At 71.6% G+C, this 20,143-nt stretch carries 1 protein-coding gene; it reads left to right on the top strand.

Annotated features, from left to right (window positions below):
* Nucleotides 1–24: 24 nt before the first annotated feature.
* A complete protein-coding gene (locus ACWEIJ_RS07120; protein ID WP_449836254.1) occupies nucleotides 25–20,136 on the top strand; it encodes a type I polyketide synthase in 20,112 nt (6,703 codons plus the stop codon).
* Nucleotides 20,137–20,143: the final 7 nt, after the last annotated feature.

The raw sequence follows: 20,143 nt of genomic DNA, 5'->3' as shown, positions 1-20,143 counted from the left end.
CGGCTGGACTGACGGAGCTGATGAATGAGTACCTCCAGCGAGAAGGTTGTCGAGGCTCTCCGCGCCGCGATGAAGGAGGCGGAGCGGCTGCGCAAGCAGAACAGGCAGCTCGTCGCGGCCGCCACCGAACCGATCGCCATCATCGGGATGGCGTGCCGCTTCCCCGGCGGCATCAGCTCGCCGGAGGAGCTGTGGGAGCTGGTGTCGTCCGGGCGTGACGCGATCACCGGCTTCCCGGCCGACCGCGGCTGGGACGTCGACGCGTTGCTCGGCAGCGGCGTCGACGAACGCGGCCACAGCGTCTCGGTGCAGGGCGGCTTCCTGCACGGCATCGCGGACTTCGACCCGGCGTTCTTCGGCATCTCGCCGCGCGAGGCCGTGACGATGGACCCGCAGCAGCGCCTGCTGCTGGAAACCTCCTGGGAGGCCATCGAACGGTCCGGCATCGACCCGTCGTCTCTGCGCGGCTCACGCACCGGTGTTTTTGTCGGCACCAACGGCCAGGACTACGAACATCTGCTGATCCGCGGCCTCGACGACGCAACGGGTGACGTCGGCACCGGTATCGCGGCCTCCGCCGAGTCCGGGCGCATCTCCTACGCCCTGGGCCTCGAAGGTCCGACCCTGACCGTCGACACGGCCTGCTCTTCTTCTTTGGTGGCAATGCACCTGGCCGTGCACGCATTGCGCGCGGGAGAGTGCGGCCTCGCTCTCGCCGGCGGTGTGAACGTCATGTGCACGCCCGGCTCCCTGGTCGAGTTCTCCCGTCAGGGCGGACTCGCGCGCAACGGTCGATGCAAGGCCTTCTCCGACGACGCCGACGGCACGGGCTGGTCCGAAGGCGTCGGCGTGCTCGTGCTCGCCCGCCTGTCCGACGCGCTCGCGTCGGGCTACCCGGTCCTCGCCGTCGTGCGCGGCTCCGCCGTCAACTCCGACGGCGCCTCGAACGGCTTCACCGCCCCCAACGGCCGCGCGCAACAACGCGTCATCCGCGCCGCCCTCGACCGCGCGGGCCTGTCACCCGCCGACGTGGACGTCGTCGAAGCCCACGGCACCGGCACCCCGCTCGGCGACCCGATCGAGGCCCGCAGTCTTCTCGCCACCTACGGCACCGACCGCCCCACGCCGCTGTTGCTCGGCTCGGTGAAGTCGAACATCGGCCACACCCAGGCCGCCGCCGGTGTCGCCGGCGTCATCAAAATGGTCCAGGCGATGCGGCACGGCGTGGTGCCCGCGACCCTGCACGTGTCGCGCCCGTCCACGCACGTCGACTGGACCGCCGGTGCCGTCGAGCTCGCCACCACCGCCGTGGCCTGGCCCTCCTCCGACCGAGCCCCACGTGCCGCCGTCTCGTCGTTCGGCGTCTCCGGCACGAACGCGCACGTGATCCTGGAAGGCCCGCCCGAGCCGGCCGCCTCCGGCCAGGAATTGTCAGACCTGCCTGAGACGATTGGAGTGGGGACCCGATCCCCCCAGGGGGCCGGCCAATCCGGATCGATTCCGTGGCTGGTGTCGGCGAAGACCGAGACCTCTCTCGCGGCGCAGATCGAACGGGTGCGCGCGCTCGACGGCGATCCGGTGGACATCGGGTTCTCGTTGGCGACCACGCGCGCGTTGTTCGAGCACCGCGCGGTGTTGCTCGACGGTGCCGAGATCGCGACCGGACTCGCGCGGCGCACCGAGCTCGCCCTGCTGTTCTCCGGGCAGGGCGCGCAGCGCGCCGGCATGGGCAAGGGGCTGTACGAGGCGTTCCCGGTGTTCCGCGAGGCGCTCGACGAGGTCCTCGCGCACCTCGATCCGGCCCTGCGCGACGTCATGTGGGGTGACGAGGATGCGCTGAACCAGACGGGCAACACCCAACCCGCGCTGTTCGCGTTCGAAGTCGCCCTCTACCGGTTGCTGGAGTCCTACGGCGTCACGCCGGCGTACGTCAGCGGTCACTCGATCGGTGAGATCGCGGCTGCGTACGTCGCGGGTGTGTTCAGCCTGGAAGACGCTGCGAAGCTGGTCCAGGCTCGTGCGGCCCTCATGCAGGCGTTGCCGCCGGGTGGCGTGATGATCGCGCTACAGGCCACTGAGGACGAGATCACTCTGACGCCGGGTATTTCCATCGCTGCGATCAACGGGCCGGACTCGATGGTCATCGCGGGCAAAGAAGACGAGGCCCGTGCGCTGGTGGCGAGGTTCGCCGGCCGCAAGTCGAAGCAGCTGGCTGTGAGCCATGCGTTCCACTCGCCGTTGATGGACCCGATGCTCGACGATTTCCGCGCGGCCATCAGTGACATCACCTTCCACACCCCGGCCATCCCCGGCCTCGGCGACGTGGCGAACCCCGAGTACTGGGTCCGTCACGTCCGCGACACCGTCCGCTTCCACGACACCGTGACCCGCCTGGGCGACAAGACGTTCCTGGAGATCGGCCCCGACGGTGTGCTCGCGGCCCTGGTCGACGGAGCCATCCCGGCCCAGCGCAAGGACCGCGACGAGCGCACGACGTTCATCACCGCACTGGCCCGCCTGCACGTCGTGGGCGTCGCGGTCGACTGGAAACCGTTCTACCCCAACGGCAAGCGCGTCGACGTCCCCACCTACGCGTTCCAGCACGACCGCTACTGGCCGTCGGTGTCGGTGAGCGCGGGCGACGCGGCGAGCCTCGGCCTCACCCCGGCCGAGCACCCGCTGCTGGGCGCGGCGATGACCGTGGCGGGCTCCGGTGAGCTGATCCTGACCGGCACGCTGACCAGGACGGCGTGGCTCGCCGACCACGTCGTGTTCCCGACCGCGGGCGTGCTTGAACTGGCGTTCCGCGCCGCCGACCTCGCCGGCTACTCCCGTGTCGAGCGGCTCACGCAGGTCGCGCCGCTGGTGCTACCGGACAGCGGTGCCGTCCAGGTGCAGTTCCAGGTCGGGCGCGACGGCGCGTTCCGGTTCCACGCGCGGCGCGGCGACCACGACTGGACCGAGCACGCGAACGGCGTTCTCGGGCAGGCGGTTCCGGCGCCGGCCAGGGACACCGAATGGCCACCGAGGGGCGCGACCGTCGTCGACCTCGACGGCTTCTACGACGAAACGCCCTACGGGGAAGCGTTCCAGGGCCTGCGCGCGGCCTGGCGGCGAGGCCAGGAGGTGTTCGCCGAGATCGCGCTGCCCGTGGACGCGCAGGGTTTCGGCGTGCACCCGGCGTTGCTGGACGCGGCCACGCACGCGTCCGCCTTCCTCGGCCTCGACGGTGTTCCGGCGGACTGGCGCGGCGTCTCCCTGTACGCGAACGGTGCCGAGGTCGTCCGGATCCGGCTGTCCGCTGTGGACGGTGGCGTGTCGCTGAACGCGGTCGACGTCACCGGCGAGCCCGTGCTGACGGCCGAATGCGTCAGCATCGAACCGCTCGGCGAGCTGGCCGCGCAGAGCGGCGTCGACTCGCTGTTCCGCCTCGACTGGGTCCCCGTCACCTACACGCCCGGCACCGCGACGCTCGTGCACGTGACAGGGGAGCAGTCACCGGAATCCGCGCACGCTCTGGTTGCGGAAACGCTTGCCACCCTTCAGGAAGCCGCTGAGCGGCTGATCTTCGTCACGCGTGGCGCGGTCACCGGTGACGACGTCGCGGCCGCTGCCGTCTGGGGCCTGGTGCGGTCCGCGCAGACCGAGAACCCCGGCTGCTACCTGCTGGTCGACCTCGACGACGCCCCCGAGTCGGAAGCGCTGCTGCCCGGCCTCGGCGGGCTGATCGACGCGGGGGAGACCCAGGTCGTCGTGCGGGCCGGCGAGGTCTTCGCGGGCCGACTCGCCCGCGTGACGGAAACCGTTGTGCGCGAATGGGATTCCGACGGCACGGTCCTGATCACCGGCGGCACGGGCGGTCTCGGCGCCGTCCTCGCCCGCCACCTCGTGACGCGCGGCCAGCGCAGGTTGCTGCTCATCAGCCGCCGCGGTCTCGACGCCCCCGGCGCCGCGGACCTGCGGGACGAGCTGGTCGCGCTGGGTGCGGACGTCGAGGTGAAGTCCTGCGACGTCACCGAACGCGCTGCCGTCGCCGAGCTGCTCGACGGCGTGCGGCCGACCGCCGTGATCCACACCGCCGGCGTTCTGGACGACGGCGTGATCGGTTCGCTGACGCCCGAACGGCTGTCCACCGTGATGCGCCCCAAGGTCGATGCGGCGTGGCACCTCCACGAGCTCGCGGGTGATGCGCAGCTGATCCTGTACTCGTCGGTGTCGGGCGTGATGGGTGCCGCCGGTCAGGGCAACTACGCCGCCGCCAACGCGTTCCTGGATGCCCTCGCCGCACATCGCCACGGCCTGGGCCTGCCCGCGCTGTCGTTGGCCTGGGGTGCCTGGGACACCGGTATGACGTCCACATTGGACGACGGCGATCTGCGCCGCATGCCGATGCTGTCCGTCGAGCAGGGCCTGGCGCTCTTCGACGCGGCCGTCTCGTCGGGCGAGCCACTGCTCGTTCCGCTCGCTTCCGGCGGCGGTGCCGCACAAGGCGACGTTCCCGCGATCATGCGCGGCCTGGTGCGCGCGAGCCGGCGCACCGCCGCACGAGAGGTCGTCGCCGGCGGTCTGCTCGCCAAGCTCGCCGGTCTGCCCAACGCCGAACGCGTGCGGATCATCGTCGACGTGGTGCGCGCCGAGGCCGCGAAGGTCATCGGGTACGCCAACGCCGACGCGGTCGGCGCCGAGAAGGAGTTCCGCGCACTCGGCTTCGACTCGCTGACCGCGATCGAGCTGCGCAACGCCCTGGCGCTGGCCACCGGCCTGACGCTGCCCGCCACGTTGATCTTCGACTACCCGACGCCGCTCGTGCTGGCCGAGCACCTGCTGGCCGAACTGACCGGCGAGGGCGCGGATCTCGACGTGACCGCGCAAGGCGTGGCGGACGCGGACGACCCGATCGTGATCGTCGGCATGGCGTGCCGCTTCCCCGGTGGCGTCGCGACCCCCGAGGACCTCTGGCGGCTGCTGGCCGACGGCACCGACGCGATCGCGAGCTTCCCGACCGACCGCGGCTGGGAACAGGACGCGCTCGCGGCCGGCGGCACGGTCGAGGGCGGCTTCCTGTACGGGGCAGCGGAGTTCGACCCGGCGTTCTTCGGCATCTCGCCGCGCGAAGCCCTCGCGATGGACCCGCAGCAACGCCAGCTGCTCGAAGTCTCCTGGGAGGCCGTCGAACGCGCGGGCATCAACGCCGCCACGTTGCGCGGCTCCAAGACCGGCGTGTTCGTCGGCACGAACGGTCAGGACTACACGAACCTCGTGCTGCGGGCGCGCGGCGACATCGAGGGCCACGCCTCCACGGGCCTGGCCGCCGCGGTGATCTCCGGCCGCCTGTCCTACACGTTCGGCTTCGAGGGCCCGGCACTCACGATCGACACCGCCTGCTCTTCGTCCTTGGTAGCACTGCACCTGGCGGCCCAGTCGCTGCGTTCGGGCGAGTCGACGCTGGCGCTGGTCGGCGGCGTGACGGTGATGTCCACGCCGATGAACTTCGCCGGCTTCAACGCGCAGGGCGGCTTGGCGGCGGACGCCCGCTGCCGCGCGTTCTCCGACAACGCCGACGGCACCGGCTGGGCCGAGGGCGTCGGCGTGCTGGTCGTCGAACGCCAGTCCGACGCGCTGCGCAACGGCCACACCGTGCTGGCCGTCGTGCGCGGCTCGGCGGTGAACCAGGACGGCGCTTCCAACGGCCTCACCGCGCCGAACGGTCCCGCACAGCAACGCGTGATCCGCCAGGCCCTCGCCAACGCCGGACTGTCCACTTCGGACGTCGACGCGGTCGAAGCCCACGGCACCGGCACCCGCCTCGGCGACCCGATCGAAGCCCAGGCCCTGCTCGCCACCTACGGCCGCGACCGCACCGGCGCCCCGCTCCACCTGGGCGCGATCAAGTCGAACCTCGGCCACACGCAGGCGGCTGCCGGTGTGGCGGGCGTGATCAAGATGGTGCTGGCGTTCCAGCACGGCCTGCTGCCGCGGACCTTGCACGTCACCGAGCCCTCGTCGCACGTCGACTGGTCGGCGGGCGCGGTCTCGCTGCTCACCTCGAACACTCCGTGGCCTTCGGTGGACCGGCCGTGGCGCGCGGGCGTGTCGTCCTTCGGCCTGTCCGGCACCAACGCCCACGTGATCTTGGAAGCGCCGTCGGGGATCCCCCCGATTTCCAGCGTACTCGCCGAAAACGCTGGTCAGACTGTCGGCGCGGAATCTGTGGACAACTCGGCGCCTGTGGACAACTCGGCCGTTGTCGATCTTGTGGGCGCGGATTCGTCGGGCCTGCGTGGGACGATTGGAGTGGGGACCTCGGTCTCCCCCCGGGGCCCCCAGGCGGGATCGATTCAGGGCGTGGGCGTGCCGTGGCTGGTGTCGGCGAGGTCCGCGGCGGCGTTGGAAGCGCAGATCGAGCGGGTTCGCGCCGTGGAGGCGGACGCGGTCGACATCGGGTACTCGTTGTTGCACCGGCGTACGTTGTTCGAGCACCGGGCCGTGCTGCTGGACGGCGATGTACTGGCCAGTGGTGAGGCGTCAGGGAAGACGCTCGCCATGGTGTTCTCGGGTCAAGGCGCGCAGCGGCTCGGCATGGGGCGTGAGCTGTACGAAGCGTTCCCGGCCTTCAAGCGGGCGTTGGACGAGGTGCTTGAGCACCTTGCAGACGTCCGCGAGGTCATGTGGGGTGAGGACGCCGACGCGCTGAACCGGACCGGGAACACCCAGCCCGCGCTGTTCGCCGTCGAGGTGGCCCTGTACCGGCTGGTGGAGTCGTTCGGCGTCACCCCGCGCCTGCTCGCCGGGCACTCGATCGGCGAGATCTCGGCCGCGCACGTCGCGGGTGTCCTGAGCCTCGAAGACGCGGCGAGGCTCGTCCGGGCCAGGGCGGACCTCATGCAGGCACTGCCACCCGGTGGCGTGATGATCGCGTTGCAGGCGACCGAGGACGAGGTTGCCCCGCACCTGACGGACGGTGTGTCGATCGCGGCGGTGAACGCGGCCGACTCGCTGGTCGTCGCGGGGGTCGAGGAGGAAGCGCGGGCGGTGGTCGCGCGATTCCCCGGCCGCAAGAGCAAGCGGCTGCCGGTCAGTCACGCGTTCCACTCGCCGTTGATGGAACCGATGCTCGACGCGTTCCGCAGCGCGATCGCGGGAATCCGGTTCGCCGAGGCGAAGATCCCGATCGCGGCCACGGGCGATGTCACGGACCCCGAGTACTGGGTCGGTCACGTCCGTGACACGGTCCGGTTCACCGACAACGTCGCACGGCTTGAGGAACAGGGCGCGAACGCGTTCCTGGAGATCGGGCCGGACGGTGTGCTGGCCGCGCTCGTCGACGGCGCGATTCCGGTGCAGCGCAGGGACAGGAGCGAACCCGAGGCGTTCCTGGCGGCGCTCGCCAGGCTGCACGTCAGCGGCGTCCACGTCGAGTGGTCGAGCTGCTACCGGGGCGGGCGCGGGATCGACCTGCCGACGTACCCGTTCCAGCACGAGCGGTTCTGGCCGGAGGCCGCGACCGCGGCGGTGGCGGCGGACCCGGCCGACGCCGCCTTCTGGACCGCCGTCGAGCAGGAGGACGTCGCGTCGCTCGCCGCCACGCTCGACCTCGACGGCGAGACGCTCGCGGGTGTGCTGCCCGCGCTGTCGGCGTGGAGGGGCAAGCGCAGGGCTCAGTCCACTGTGGAGTCGTGGCTGCACGGGGAGAGCTGGCAGCCGATCACCGGTCTCACCGCGAAACCCGGCAAGTGGCTCATGATCGGCCACGACGAGAAGCTGTTCGACGCGCTCGGTGACGTCACGGCGATCGCTGTCGATCAGTTCGAACGCGAGAGTCTGGCGCATCGGCTGGCGGAGTTCGCGCAGGAGCGGTTCACCGGCGTGGTGTTGCTGCCGGTGTCCGGTGAGGAGCTCGCGCCGATCACCGCGACCACCGCGTTGGTCCAGGCGCTCGGTGACGCCGGTGTCCTGGCGCCGCTGTGGGTGGTGACGCGCGGCGCGGTGTCGACCGGGCGCGCGGACGCCGTCACCAGCCCCTGGCAGGCCGGTGTGTGGGGCCTCGGCCGGGTCGCCGCGCTGGAGCACCCGAACCGCTGGGGCGGCCTGGTCGACCTGCCCGCCGAGCTCGACGACCGTGCGGCGCAACGGTTCGCGGCGGTGCTCGGCGGGGACGAGGACCAGGTCGCGATCAGGGCGTCCGGCGTGTTCGGGCGGCGGATTCTGGTGGCGCCACGGGCGTCCGGGGAGTGGCAGCCGACCGGCACCGTCGTGATCACCGGCGGCACCGGCGCGCTCGGCAAGCACGTTGCGCGCGACCTCGTCGCGCGGGGTGCGGAGAAGGTCGTGCTGCTGAGCCGGCGTGGCATGGACGCGCCCGGCGCGGCGGAGGTCGTAGCGGAGCTGGGCGTCGAGGTCGTCAAGTGCGATGCCGCGAACCGCGACGACCTGGCCGCGGTGCTGACCCCCGATGTGAAGGCCGTCGTGCACGCGGCCGGTGTGCTGGACGACGGTGTGCTCGACGGGCTCACGCCGGAGCGGTTCACTGACGTGTTCCAGGCGAAAGTCACCTCGGCGTTCCTGCTCGACGAGCTGACGCGCGAGCTCGACCTCGACGCGTTCGTCCTGTTTTCGTCGGTAGCGGGCGCCGTCGGCAACCCCGGCCAGGCCAACTACGCCGCCGCCAACGCCGTGCTCGACGCCATCGCCGCGCAGCGCCGTGCACAAGGCCTGGCCGCGACGTCGATCGCGTGGGGCGCGTGGGCCGGCGACGGCATGGCCGGTGAAGAACGCGTCGCGCAGACCATCAAGTCCGTCGGTGCGTCCACTTTGGACCCGAAGCTCGCGGTCGCCGCGATGCGCTGCGTGGTGGCGGAGTCCGCCCCCACGGCCGTGATCGCGGACATTCACCACCCGCAGCTGCTCGGCGCGTTGCTGAGCCTGCGCCCGTCGCCCGTGCTGGCCGAGCTGCCCGGCGCCCGCGAGGTGCTGGACGACCTGGCCGCCGCGCGCCGCGACAGCGAGTCGGCCGGCGCGGAACTGCGTCGCAGCCTGCGCGAACTGCCTGCCGCGGAACGGATCGAGCCCGTCCTGGAGCTGGTCCGGACCCGCGCGGCCCAGGTGCTCGGCCACGCGGGCAAGGAAGCGGTGGCGAGTGAGAAGGCGTTCCGCGACATCGGGTTCGACTCGCTCACGGCGGTCGAGCTGCGCAACCAGCTCACCGAGATCACCGGCCTCGCACTGCCCGCCGGCCTGGTGTTCGACTACCCGTCACCGCGCGTGCTGGCCGAGCACCTGCTCGCCGAGCTGCTCGGTGAGGGAGGCGACGTCGACGACGTCTCGGTCGTGCAGACCACCGACGACATCGCGATCATCGGCATGGCGTGCCACTTCCCGAACGGCATCGACTCGCCGGAAGACCTGTGGCGGCTGCTGGTCGCGGGTGAGGACGCGATGTCGGACTTCCCGGCCGACCGCGGCTGGGACCTCACCTCGCTGCAGAGCTCGACCTCGCGCGGCGGCTTCCTGACCGGCGTCGCCGACTTCGACCCGGCGTTCTTCGGCATCTCGCCGCGGGAAGCGCTGGCGATGGACCCGCAGCAGAGGCTGCTGCTCGAAACCTCCTGGGAGGCCGTCGAACGAGCAGGCGTCGACCCGTCGTCGTTGCGGGGCTCGCGGACCGGCGTCTTCATCGGCACGAACGGGCAGGACTACCAGCACGTCGTCATGGCCTCCAACGAAGACCTGGAAGGCCACGCGGGCACCGGACTGGCGGCGTCGGTGATCTCCGGCCGCATCTCCTACGCGCTGGGCCTGGAGGGCCCGGCCGTCACGATCGACACGGCGTGCTCGTCGGCCCTGGTCGCGCTGCACCTCGCCGCGCAGGCGCTGCGCGGCGGTGAGTGCTCGCTGGCGCTGGCCGGTGGCGTGACGGTGATGGCGACGCCGACGTCGTTCTCCGGGTTCTCGCGGCAGGGCGGACTCGCACCGGACGGGCTGTGCAAGGCGTTCTCGGAGTCCGCGGACGGCACCGGCTGGTCCGAAGGCGTCGGCATCCTCGTCGTGGAACGGCTGTCCGACGCCGTCGCCGCCGGACATCCCGTGCTGGCGGTCGTGCGCGGGTCGGCGTTCAACCAGGACGGCGCCTCCAACGGGCTCACCGCCCCGAACGGCCCGTCGCAGCAACGGGTCATCCGGCAAGCGCTTGCGTCCGGCGGGCTTTCTCCGTCCGATGTGGACGCTGTCGAGGCGCACGGCACCGGCACCGTGCTGGGCGACCCGATCGAGGCGCAGGCGCTGCTGACCGTGTACGGGCAGGACCGCGCCGACCCGCTGTGGCTGGGCTCGGTGAAGTCGAACCTCGGCCACACGCAGGCGGCGGCCGGTGTGGCGGGCGTGATCAAGATGGTGCTGGCGTTCCAGCACGGCCTGCTGCCGCGGACCTTGCACGTCACCGAGCCCTCGTCGCACGTCGACTGGTCGGCGGGCGCGGTCTCGCTGCTCACCTCGAACACGCCGTGGCCTTCGGTCGACCGGCCGTGGCGCGCGGGCGTGTCGTCCTTCGGCATCTCGGGCACGAACGCCCACGTGATCCTTGAGGCGCCAAAACTGTCAGACCTGCCTGAGATGATTGGGATGGGGGGTGGCTCCCCCCAGGGGGTCGGCCAATCCGGATCGATTCCGCAGGTCGGAGCGGTGCTGCAGGCCGGCGCGGTGCCGCAGGCCGCAGCGGTGCCGCAGGCGTCGGGAACGGTGCTGCAGGCCGAAGCGGTGCCGGAGGCCGGAGTGGTGCCGCAGGCCGGAGTGGTGCCGCAGGCCGGAGTGGTGCCGGAGGCCGGAGTGGTGCCGGAGGCCGGAGTGGTGCCGCTGGTGGTCTCGGCGAAGTCCGCTCAAGCGCTGCGGGCACAGGTCGAGCGGATCCGCGCGGTCGAGGCGGCCGAGGTCGACGTCGCGTACTCGCTGGTGAAGTCGCGCGCGTTGTTCGAGCACCGGGCCGTGCTGTTCGACGGCGCCGAGGTCGCCGCCGGGGTGGCGGGAGAGCACACCCTGGCCGTGCTGTTCTCCGGGCAGGGCTCGCAGCGTCTCGGCATGGGCAAGGAACTGTACGCGCGGTTCCCGGAGTTCGCGGACGCGTTCGACGACGTGCTCGCGCACCTCGACCCCGAGCTGAAGAGCGTCGTCTGGGGCGACGACGAGGAGCGGCTCAACCAGACCGGGTACACGCAGCCGGCGTTGTTCGCGTTCCAGACGGCGCTTTACCGGCTGCTGCAGGCGTTCGGCATCAAGCCCGCCCACCTCGCGGGTCACTCGATCGGGGAAATCGCGGCGGCGCACGTCGCGGGCGTGCTGAGCCTGGAGGACGCGGCGAAGCTCGTGAGCGCGCGCGCCAGCCTGATGCAAGCTCTTCCGCAGACGGGCGCCATGGTGGCCGTGCAGGCGACCGAAGAAGAGGTGAGCAGGCACCTCACGAGCAACGTGTCGATCGCGGCGATCAACGGGCCGACCAGCGTGGTGATCGCGGGCGACGAGGCAGAGGTCGAGGCCATCGCGAGCCGCTACGAGAAGAACAAGCGGCTCAAGGTCAGCCACGCGTTCCACTCGCCGTTGATGGAACCGATGCTCGACGACTTCCGGCGGGCGATCGAGGGCATCCGGTTCAGTCAGCCGAAGATCCCGATCAGCACCACGGGCGACGTCACCGACCCCGAGTACTGGGTCCGCCACGTGCGGGACGCCGTGCGGTTCACCGACAACGTCGCGAAGATCCCGGCCACCAAGTTCCTAGAGGTCGGACCGGACGGGGTGCTGTCCGCACTGGTGGACGGCTCGATCCCGACGTTGCGGAGGAACAAGACCGAAGTGGCCGCACTGGCCACCGCACTCGGCCAAGTACATGTTGACGGAATCAATGTTGACTGGACTCCGTGGCTCAAGGGCGGCCGGCTCGTCACGCTGCCGACCTACCCGTTCGACCACGAGCGGTTCTGGCCCAAGGCCGCGGTCGGCGGCCGCGCGGGAGACCCCGCGGCGTACGGGCTGAGGCCGGGCGGGCATCCGCTGCTCGGCGCGGCCGTCGCCGTCGCGGGCACGGACGAGCTGGTGCTCAGCGGACGTCTCAGCCTCACCACGCACCCGTGGATCGCGGACCACGTCGTCGGCGGCGCGGTGCTGTTCCCCGGCACCGGGTTCCTCGACTTCGCGATCCGTGCCGGCGACATGGTCGGCTGCGACCGCGTCGACGGGCTCACGATCGTGGTGCCGCTGGTCCTGCCAGAACGGGACGCCGTCGCCGTCCAGGTGAGGGTCGGCGCACCGGACGAGCACGGCCGCCGGCCCGTCAGCGTCCACTCGCAGGTGCCGGACTCGGACGAGTGGATCCAGCACGCCAGCGGCACCCTCGCCGAAGGTCCGCACCAGGCCGAGCTCGACACCTCCGAGTGGCCGCCCGCGGGCGCCGAAACGCTCGACCTGGACGGGTTCTACGAGACGCTCGCGGAAGGCGGACTGGCCTACGGGCCGATCTTCCAGGGGCTCCGGCACGCGTGGCGGCACGGCGACGAGGTGCTCGTCGAGGTCGCCCTGCCGGACAGCGTCGACGACGCCGCGACGTTCGGCGTGCACCCGGCGCTGCTGGACTCCGCACTGCACGCCATCACGTTCGTCGACGGGGCCGGGCAGGGTCTGCCGTTCGAGTGGAACGGCGTGTCCCTGCACGCCATCGGGCCGTCGCGGCTGCGGGTCCGGCTCAAGCACACCGGTGGTGACGCGGTCGAGGTCACGGCGGCCGACGTCGAGGGCGCGCCGGTGCTGTCGGTGAAGTCGCTGGTCGTGCGGATGCCGTCGGCGACCGCGCCGGCGAACCCCGTGGCGGAGTCGCTGTTCCGCGTCGACTGGGTGCCGGTGCGGGTCGGCGAAGCGGCCGAGATCGACGCACGGGTCGTGGAGCTCGAAGGCGGTCCGGACGCGGCGGCAGCGCACGAGACGACCGAACGCGTGCTGGAGATCCTGCAGAACGCCGAAGAACGCGTGGTGTTCGTGACGCGCGGCGCGGCGGCGATCGGTGACGAACCGATCACCGACCTCGGCGCGGCGGCCGCGTGGGGCCTGGTCAGGTCCGCGCAGGCCGAGAACCCCGGCAAGTTCCTGCTCGTCGACCTCGACGAGCACAGCGTGCTGACGCCCGGCATGCTCGTCACCGAGGAGCAGCAGCTGATCGTGCGCGACGGCACCGTCCACGCCGGACGGCTGGCGCGTCTGCAGACCGGGCCGGCGCTGGTGCCGCCCACCGGCACACCGTGGCGGCTCGACACCACCGCGAAGGGCAGCCTCGACAACCTCGTGCTGGCCCCGTGGCAGCCGGAACCGTTGCAGGGCAAGCAGGTTCGGGTCGCGATCAGGGCGGCGGGCCTGAACTTCCGCGACGTGCTGAACGCGCTCGGCATGTATCCGGGAGAGGCCGGCTCGTTCGGCGCGGAGGCGGCGGGTGTCGTCACCGAGGTCGGACCGGAGTGCACCGAGCTGAAGGTCGGCGACCCGGTGTTCGGCATGCTCTTCGGCGGAATGGGACCGGTCGGCGTCATCGAAGAGCCTTATCTCACCAGGCTTCCGGACGGCTGGACGTTCGAGCAGGGTGCCTCCGTACCGCTGGTCTTCCTCACCGCCTACTACGCGTTGATCGAGCTCGGGAACGTGCGGCCGGGGGAGAAGGTCCTCGTCCACGCCGGCGCCGGCGGTGTCGGCATGGCGGCGATCCAGGTCGCTCAGCACCTCGGCGCCGAGGTGTTCGCGACCGCGAGCGAGGGCAAGTGGGACGTCCTGCGCGGCCTCGGCCTCGACGACGACCACATCGGCAACTCCCGCGACACCGGCTTCGAACACAAGTTCCCGCGGGTGGACGTCGTGCTCAACGCGTTGACCGGCGAGTTCATCGACGCCTCGCTGCGGCTGCTCGGCGAGGGCGGGCGCTTCCTGGAAATGGGCAAGACCGACCTGCGGGAGGACGTGCCGGGCATCTTCTACCGGCCGTTCGACCTCGGCGAGGCGCACCCCGACCACGTCCAGCGCATGCTCGTCGCGCTCGTGGACCTGTTCGGGCGCGGCGTCCTGAAGCCGTTGCCGATCGCCGCGTGGGATGTGAGGCGGGCGCGCGAAGCGTTCCGGTTCATGAGCCGTGCCAAGCACATCGGCAAGATCGTGATCACCGTGCCGGAGGGCTGGGACCCTGACGGCACCGTGGTGATCACCGGTGGCACCGGCGGCCTGGGCGCGGAACTGGCGCGGCACCTCGTCGCGCGGGGCACCCGGAAGCTGTTGCTGCTCAGTCGTCGTGGCCCCGACTCGCCGGGGGCGGCGGAACTGGCGCGGCTCGACGCGGACGTCACCATCGCGGCCTGCGACGTGGCCGACCGGGACGCGCTTCGTCGAGTCCTCAGTGGACACAACGTGACCGCGGTCGTGCACACGGCCGGTGTGCTGGACGACGGCGTGATCGCCTCGATGACACCGGAACGGCTGGAGAAGGTGTTGCGGCCCAAGGTGGACGCCGCCTGGAACCTGCACTCCCTGGTGCCGGACGCGCACTTCGTCCTGTACTCGTCGGTGTCCGGCGTGCTCGGCACGGCCGGGCAGGGCAACTACGCGGCCGGCAACGCGTTCCTCGACGCGCTGGCGCAACACCGGCGCTCCCGCGGCCTGCCCGCGGTGTCGCTGGCCTGGGGCGCCTGGACGTCCGAGGTCGGCATGACGAAGACGATGGACGCGGCCGCGCTGGAGCGGCTGGAGAAGTCGTCGATGCCGCCGATCTCGCTTGAGCACGGCCTGGCGCTGTTCGACGCCGCCATCGGGGTCGACGAGCCGCTGGTCGTGCCCGCACGGATCATCACCGGAGCCAGCACCACGATGGTGCCGCCGTTGCTGCGCAACCTGCTGCGCGGCGGCCGCCGGACCGCGGCACGGGCACAGGGAACCGTTGCGCTGCAAGGCTTGCAGGACGTGCGCCCGGCTGAACGCGTCAGGACCCTGGTCGACCTGGTGCGGGGTGAGGCCGCCGCCGTGCTCGGGCACTCGTCGGCCGACGCGATCGACGCCGACCGCGAGTTCCGGCAGCTGGGCTTCGACTCGCTGACGTCGGTCGAGCTGCGCAACCGGCTCGGTACGGCGACCGGGCTGACGCTGCCCGCGACGCTCGTGTTCGACTACCCGACCCCGCAGGCGTTGGCGGAACACCTGATCGCGGAGCTCTTCGGCGGGTCGGCCGAGGTCGAGGACTCGGTGAAGGTCTCGGACGAGGCCATCGCGATCGTCGGCATCGCCTGCCGGTTCCCCGGCGGCGTGTCGTCGCCGGAGGAGCTGTGGGACCTCGTGCTCGGCGGGCGGGACGCGATCACCGGGTTCCCGTCCGACCGCGGCTGGGATGAGAACCTCGTCGGCGACGGCGCCGGACAGTCCGTCACCGGCCAGGGCGGGTTCATCGACGGCATCGCGTCGTTCGACCCGGCGTTCTTCGGGATCTCGCCGCGCGAGGCCGTGTCCATGGACCCGCACCAGCGGCTCGTGCTGGAGGCGTCGTGGGAGGCCCTGGAACGCACCGGCATCGACCCGCTGGCGCTGCGCGGGTCGCGGACCGGCGTCTACGTCGGCGCTTCCGGGCAGGACTACGCGCACCTGATGCTCGCCTCGGAGCAGGCGCTGGAGGGCTACTCCGGCACGGGCACCTCGCCGAGCGTGATCGCCGGCCGGTTGTCGTACGCGCTGGGGCTTGAGGGACCGTCGATGACGATCGACACGGCCTGCTCGTCCGCCCTGGTCGCGCTGCACCTGGCGGTTCAGGCGCTGCGCAACGGCGAGTGCTCGCTCGCGCTGGCCGGTGGTGTGCAGGTGATGTCCGCGCCGGGCGCGTTCATGGAGTTCTCGCTGCAGGACGGCCTCGCGCGTGACGGCCGTTGCAAACCGTTCTCCGACACCGCCGATGGCACCGCATGGTCCGAGGGCATCGGTGTGCTCGTGGTGGAGCGCCTGTCTGATGCCGTTGCCGCTGGGCATGACGTTCTTGCTGTCGTGCGTGGTTCCGCGGTCAACCAGGACGGCGCTTCCAACGGCCTGACCGCCCCCAACGGACCCTCACAGCAGCGGGTGATCCGGCAGGCGCTGGCCTCGGCGGGCCTGAAGTTCGCCGACGTCGACGCGGTCGAGGCGCACGGCACCGGCACGACGCTGGGCGACCCGATCGAGGCGCAGGCGCTGCTGGCCACCTACGGCCAGGACCGCTCCGAGCCGCTGCTGCTCGGCTCGATCAAGTCGAACATCGGCCACACGCAGGCAGCGGCCGGTGCGGCCGGCGTGATCAAGATGGTGATGGCGCTGCGGCACGGGCTGCTGCCGCGCACGATCAATGTGTCCAAGCCGTCGTCGCACGTCGACTGGACGGCCGGCTCGGTCTCGCTGCTCACCGAGACCACCCCGTGGCCGTCGGTGGACCGCGCGCGCAGGGCGGGCGTCTCGTCGTTCGGCATCAGCGGCACGAACGCGCACGTCATCCTGGAGGCCGCCCCGACAGCTCCGGAATTGTCAGACCCGGCTGAGATGATTGGAGTGGGGACCTCGCGTCCCCCCAAGGGGGCCCCGCTCGTTGTTTCGGCGAAGTCCCCCGCTTCGCTGCGCGCTCAGGTCGAGCGGATCCGGGCGGTCGAGGCCGACCCGTTCGACGTCGGGTTCTCGCTGCTCAAGCGCTCGCGGTTCGAGCACCGGGCGGTGCTGCTGGACGGCGCCGAGGTCGCGCGGGGGCAGGCCACCAGGCGCAAGCTGGCCGTGCTGTTCTCCGGACAGGGCTCGCAGCGGCTCGGCATGGGACGGGAGCTGTACGAGCGGTTCCCGGTGTTCCGCAAGGCGCTCGACGAGGTGCTGGAGCACGTCGACGTGCGCGACGTCCTGTGGGGTGAGGACGAACAGGCGCTCGACCGGACCGGCAACACGCAACGGGCGTTGTTCGCGGTCGAGGTCGCGCTGTTCCGGCTCGCGGAGGCGTTCGGCGTCGAACCGGATTACGTCGGCGGCCACTCGGTCGGCGAGATCGCGGCCGCCCACGTCGCCGGCGTGCTGAGCCTGGAGGACGCCGCGAAGCTGGTGAACGCGCGCGCCGCACTCATGCAGGCACTTCCCGCGGGCGGCGCCATGATCGCGGTCGAAGCGGCGGAAGGAGAGGTCGCGATCACGGACCAGGTGTCCATCGCGGCGATCAACGGACCGAGGTCGCTGGTGCTCGCCGGCGAGGAGAAGGCGGTCCGACAGATCGCCGACGGGTTCGCCGCGCAGGGCCGCAAGACTAAGCGTTTGCCGGTCAGCCATGCGTTTCACTCGCCGTTGATGGAGCCGATGCTGGAGGACTTCCGCGCCGCCGTGACGGCGCTGGAGTTCGCCGCGCCCCGCATTCCCGTGGTGTCCAACGTGACCGGCCGCGTCGCAGGCCCCGAGCTCGCCGAGCCCGAGTACTGGGTGCGGCACGTCCGGGAGACCGTGCGGTTCGCGGACGGCGTCGCGACCCTCGAAGCCGCGGGCGTCAACGCCTTCCTGGAGATCGGGCCGGACGGGGTGCTGTCCGCGCTCGTCGACGGCGCGATTCCCGCGCTGCGCAAGGACCGCGACGAGACGACGGCGTGGCTCACCGCGCTCGCGAGGCTGCACGTCCAGGGCACCGACGTCGACTGGGCGGCGGCGTTCGACGGCACCGGAGCCAAGCGCGTCGACCTCCCGACCTACGCGTTCGACCACGACCACTACTGGCCCACGCCGATGGCGCAGGCCGCGGACGCGTCCGGACTCGGCCTCGGGCCCGCCGACCACCCGCTGCTCGGCGCCGCCATGACCGTCGCGCAGGAAGACGCGGTGGTGTTCACGAACCGGCTCGCGGTCGCGTTCCCGGAGACGGCGTTCGCGGAGATCGCGTTCCGGGCCGCGGACCAGGTCGGCTACGGCACGGTCGAGGAGCTCACGGTCACCGCGCCGCTCACGCCCGGCGTGCTGCAGGTGTGGGTCGGCGCACCGGACAACGGAAAGCGCAGCCTCACCGTCTACACGCGACCGAACGACGAGCAGCCGTTCACCCGGATCGCCTCCGGTGTGCTGAGCGAGGGCGAGTACCGCGCCGGCTTCACCGTCGGCGAGTGGCCGCCGAAGGGTGCGACCGCGATCGGCGAGCGGATCTGGCAGGCGGGCGACGCCGTCTACGCGGAGGTGACGCTGCCGGAAGGCACGACGGACGCCCAGTTCTACGGCGTGCACCCGGCCCTGCTCGACCGCGCCACCAGGATCACCGAGGAGAACCAGGTGCCGCTCCAGTGGCACGGCGTGAGCCTGCACGCGATCGGTGCCGGCACGTTGCGGGTCAAGCTGAGCGACGGCGGGTTCGCCGCGGTCGACCAGAGCGGGGCTCCGGTCGTCTCGGCGCGCAACATCGTCTTCGGCGCACCGCTTGCCGCACAACAACACCAGGACTCGCTGTTCCGCCTGGAATGGGTGCCCGCACCGGAAACCCAGCCGGCGCAGGACGTCCGCGAGGTCCGGTTCAGCGGCGACAGCGTCGCAGAAGCCCACGAGCTCGCCGCCAGGGCGCTGGAACTGGTGCAGCAGAGCGAGGAACGGCTCGCGTTCGTGACGAGCGGCCTGGCGAGCGCGACCGTCCAGGGCCTCGTCCGCACGGCCCAGTCGGAGAACCCCGGACGGTTCCTGCTCGTCGACACCGACGGCAGCGCCCCGCTGCCCACCGGCCTGATCGACGCGGGGGAGACCCAGGCCCGCGTCCGCGACGGACAGGTGCAGGTCGCCCGCCTCGCTCGTGTCACCGACACCGTCGAGACGGCGCAGTGGGACCCGGACGGCACCGTGCTCATCACCGGCGGCACGGGTGGTCTGGGCGCGGAGCTGGCGCGGCACCTCGTCGCCGAACGCGGCGTCAAACGCCTGCTGCTGATCTCCCGGCGCGGCGGCGACGCGCCCGATGCCGTTGCGCTGCAAGCGGAACTGACCGCTCACGGCGCGGACGTCACGATCGCCGCCTGTGACACCGCCGACCTCAAGGCGGTCAAGAAGGTCGTGAAGGGCGTCAAGCTGACGGCCGTCATCCACACGGCCGGCGTGCTCGACGACGGCATCATCGGCTCGCTCACGCCGGAGCGGCTGGAGAAGGTCTTCAGGCCCAAGGTCGACGGCGCCTGGAACCTCCACGAGGCCACGAAGAAGCAGAAGCTCCAGGCGTTCGTGCTCTACTCGTCGGTGTCGGGCGTGCTCGGCAGCGCCGGTCAGGGCAACTACGCCGCGGCCAACGCGTTCCTCGACGCACTGGCCGAACACCGGCGCGCGCAGGGCCTGGTCGCCACGTCGCTGGCGTGGGGACCGTGGGCGCAAACCGGTGGCATGACAGCACATCTGCAGGACGGCGCGATGGACCGCATCGGCCGCACCGGCATGCCGCCGCTGTCGGTCCGGCAGGGCATGGCGTTGTTCGACGACGCCACCTCGCGCGACGACGCGGTGCTCGTCCCGGCCCGCATCACCACCGGCCGCGCCAACGGGCCGGTCGCGGCGGTCCTGCGCGGTCTCGTGCGCGGCGGAAAGCGCACGGCAGAGGGCAGCGATGCGTCCTCTGCGGACGTGGCGGCGACCTTGGCCGCGTTGCCCGCCGAGGAACGTGCCAAGTACCTGGTCGACCTCGTGCGCGGCCACGCGGCGGGCGTCCTCGGACACTCCTCGCCCGCGGCCATCGACAACGACAAGCAGTTCCGCGACCTCGGCTTCGACTCGCTGACCGCCGTGGAGCTGCGCAATAGCCTCGCCTCCGCCACGGGCCTGAAGCTCCCCGCCGGTCTGGTCTTCGACTACCCGACCCCCGACGAGCTGGCCACCTACCTCGCGGGCGAGCTGCTCGGCGCCGACACCGGGCCGTCGATCACCGGCGAGCTCGACCGGCTGGAGGCCGCACTGGCCGCGAGCTCCGCCGACGACCTGGCCCGCGACGGGGTCGCGGCCCGCCTGCGCAACCTGCTCGCCCAGTACGGCGGTGCCAAGTCCGAAGAAGCCGTGAGCGACCGCATCAACTCGGCGAGCGTCGACGACGTGTTCGCCTTCATCGACAACGAACTCGGCCGACGCACCGAGCGCTGACCCCACC

It is taken from the genome of Lentzea sp. NPDC004789 (assembly GCF_053601075.1).
This window is presented reverse-complemented; position numbering and strand designations above follow the sequence as displayed.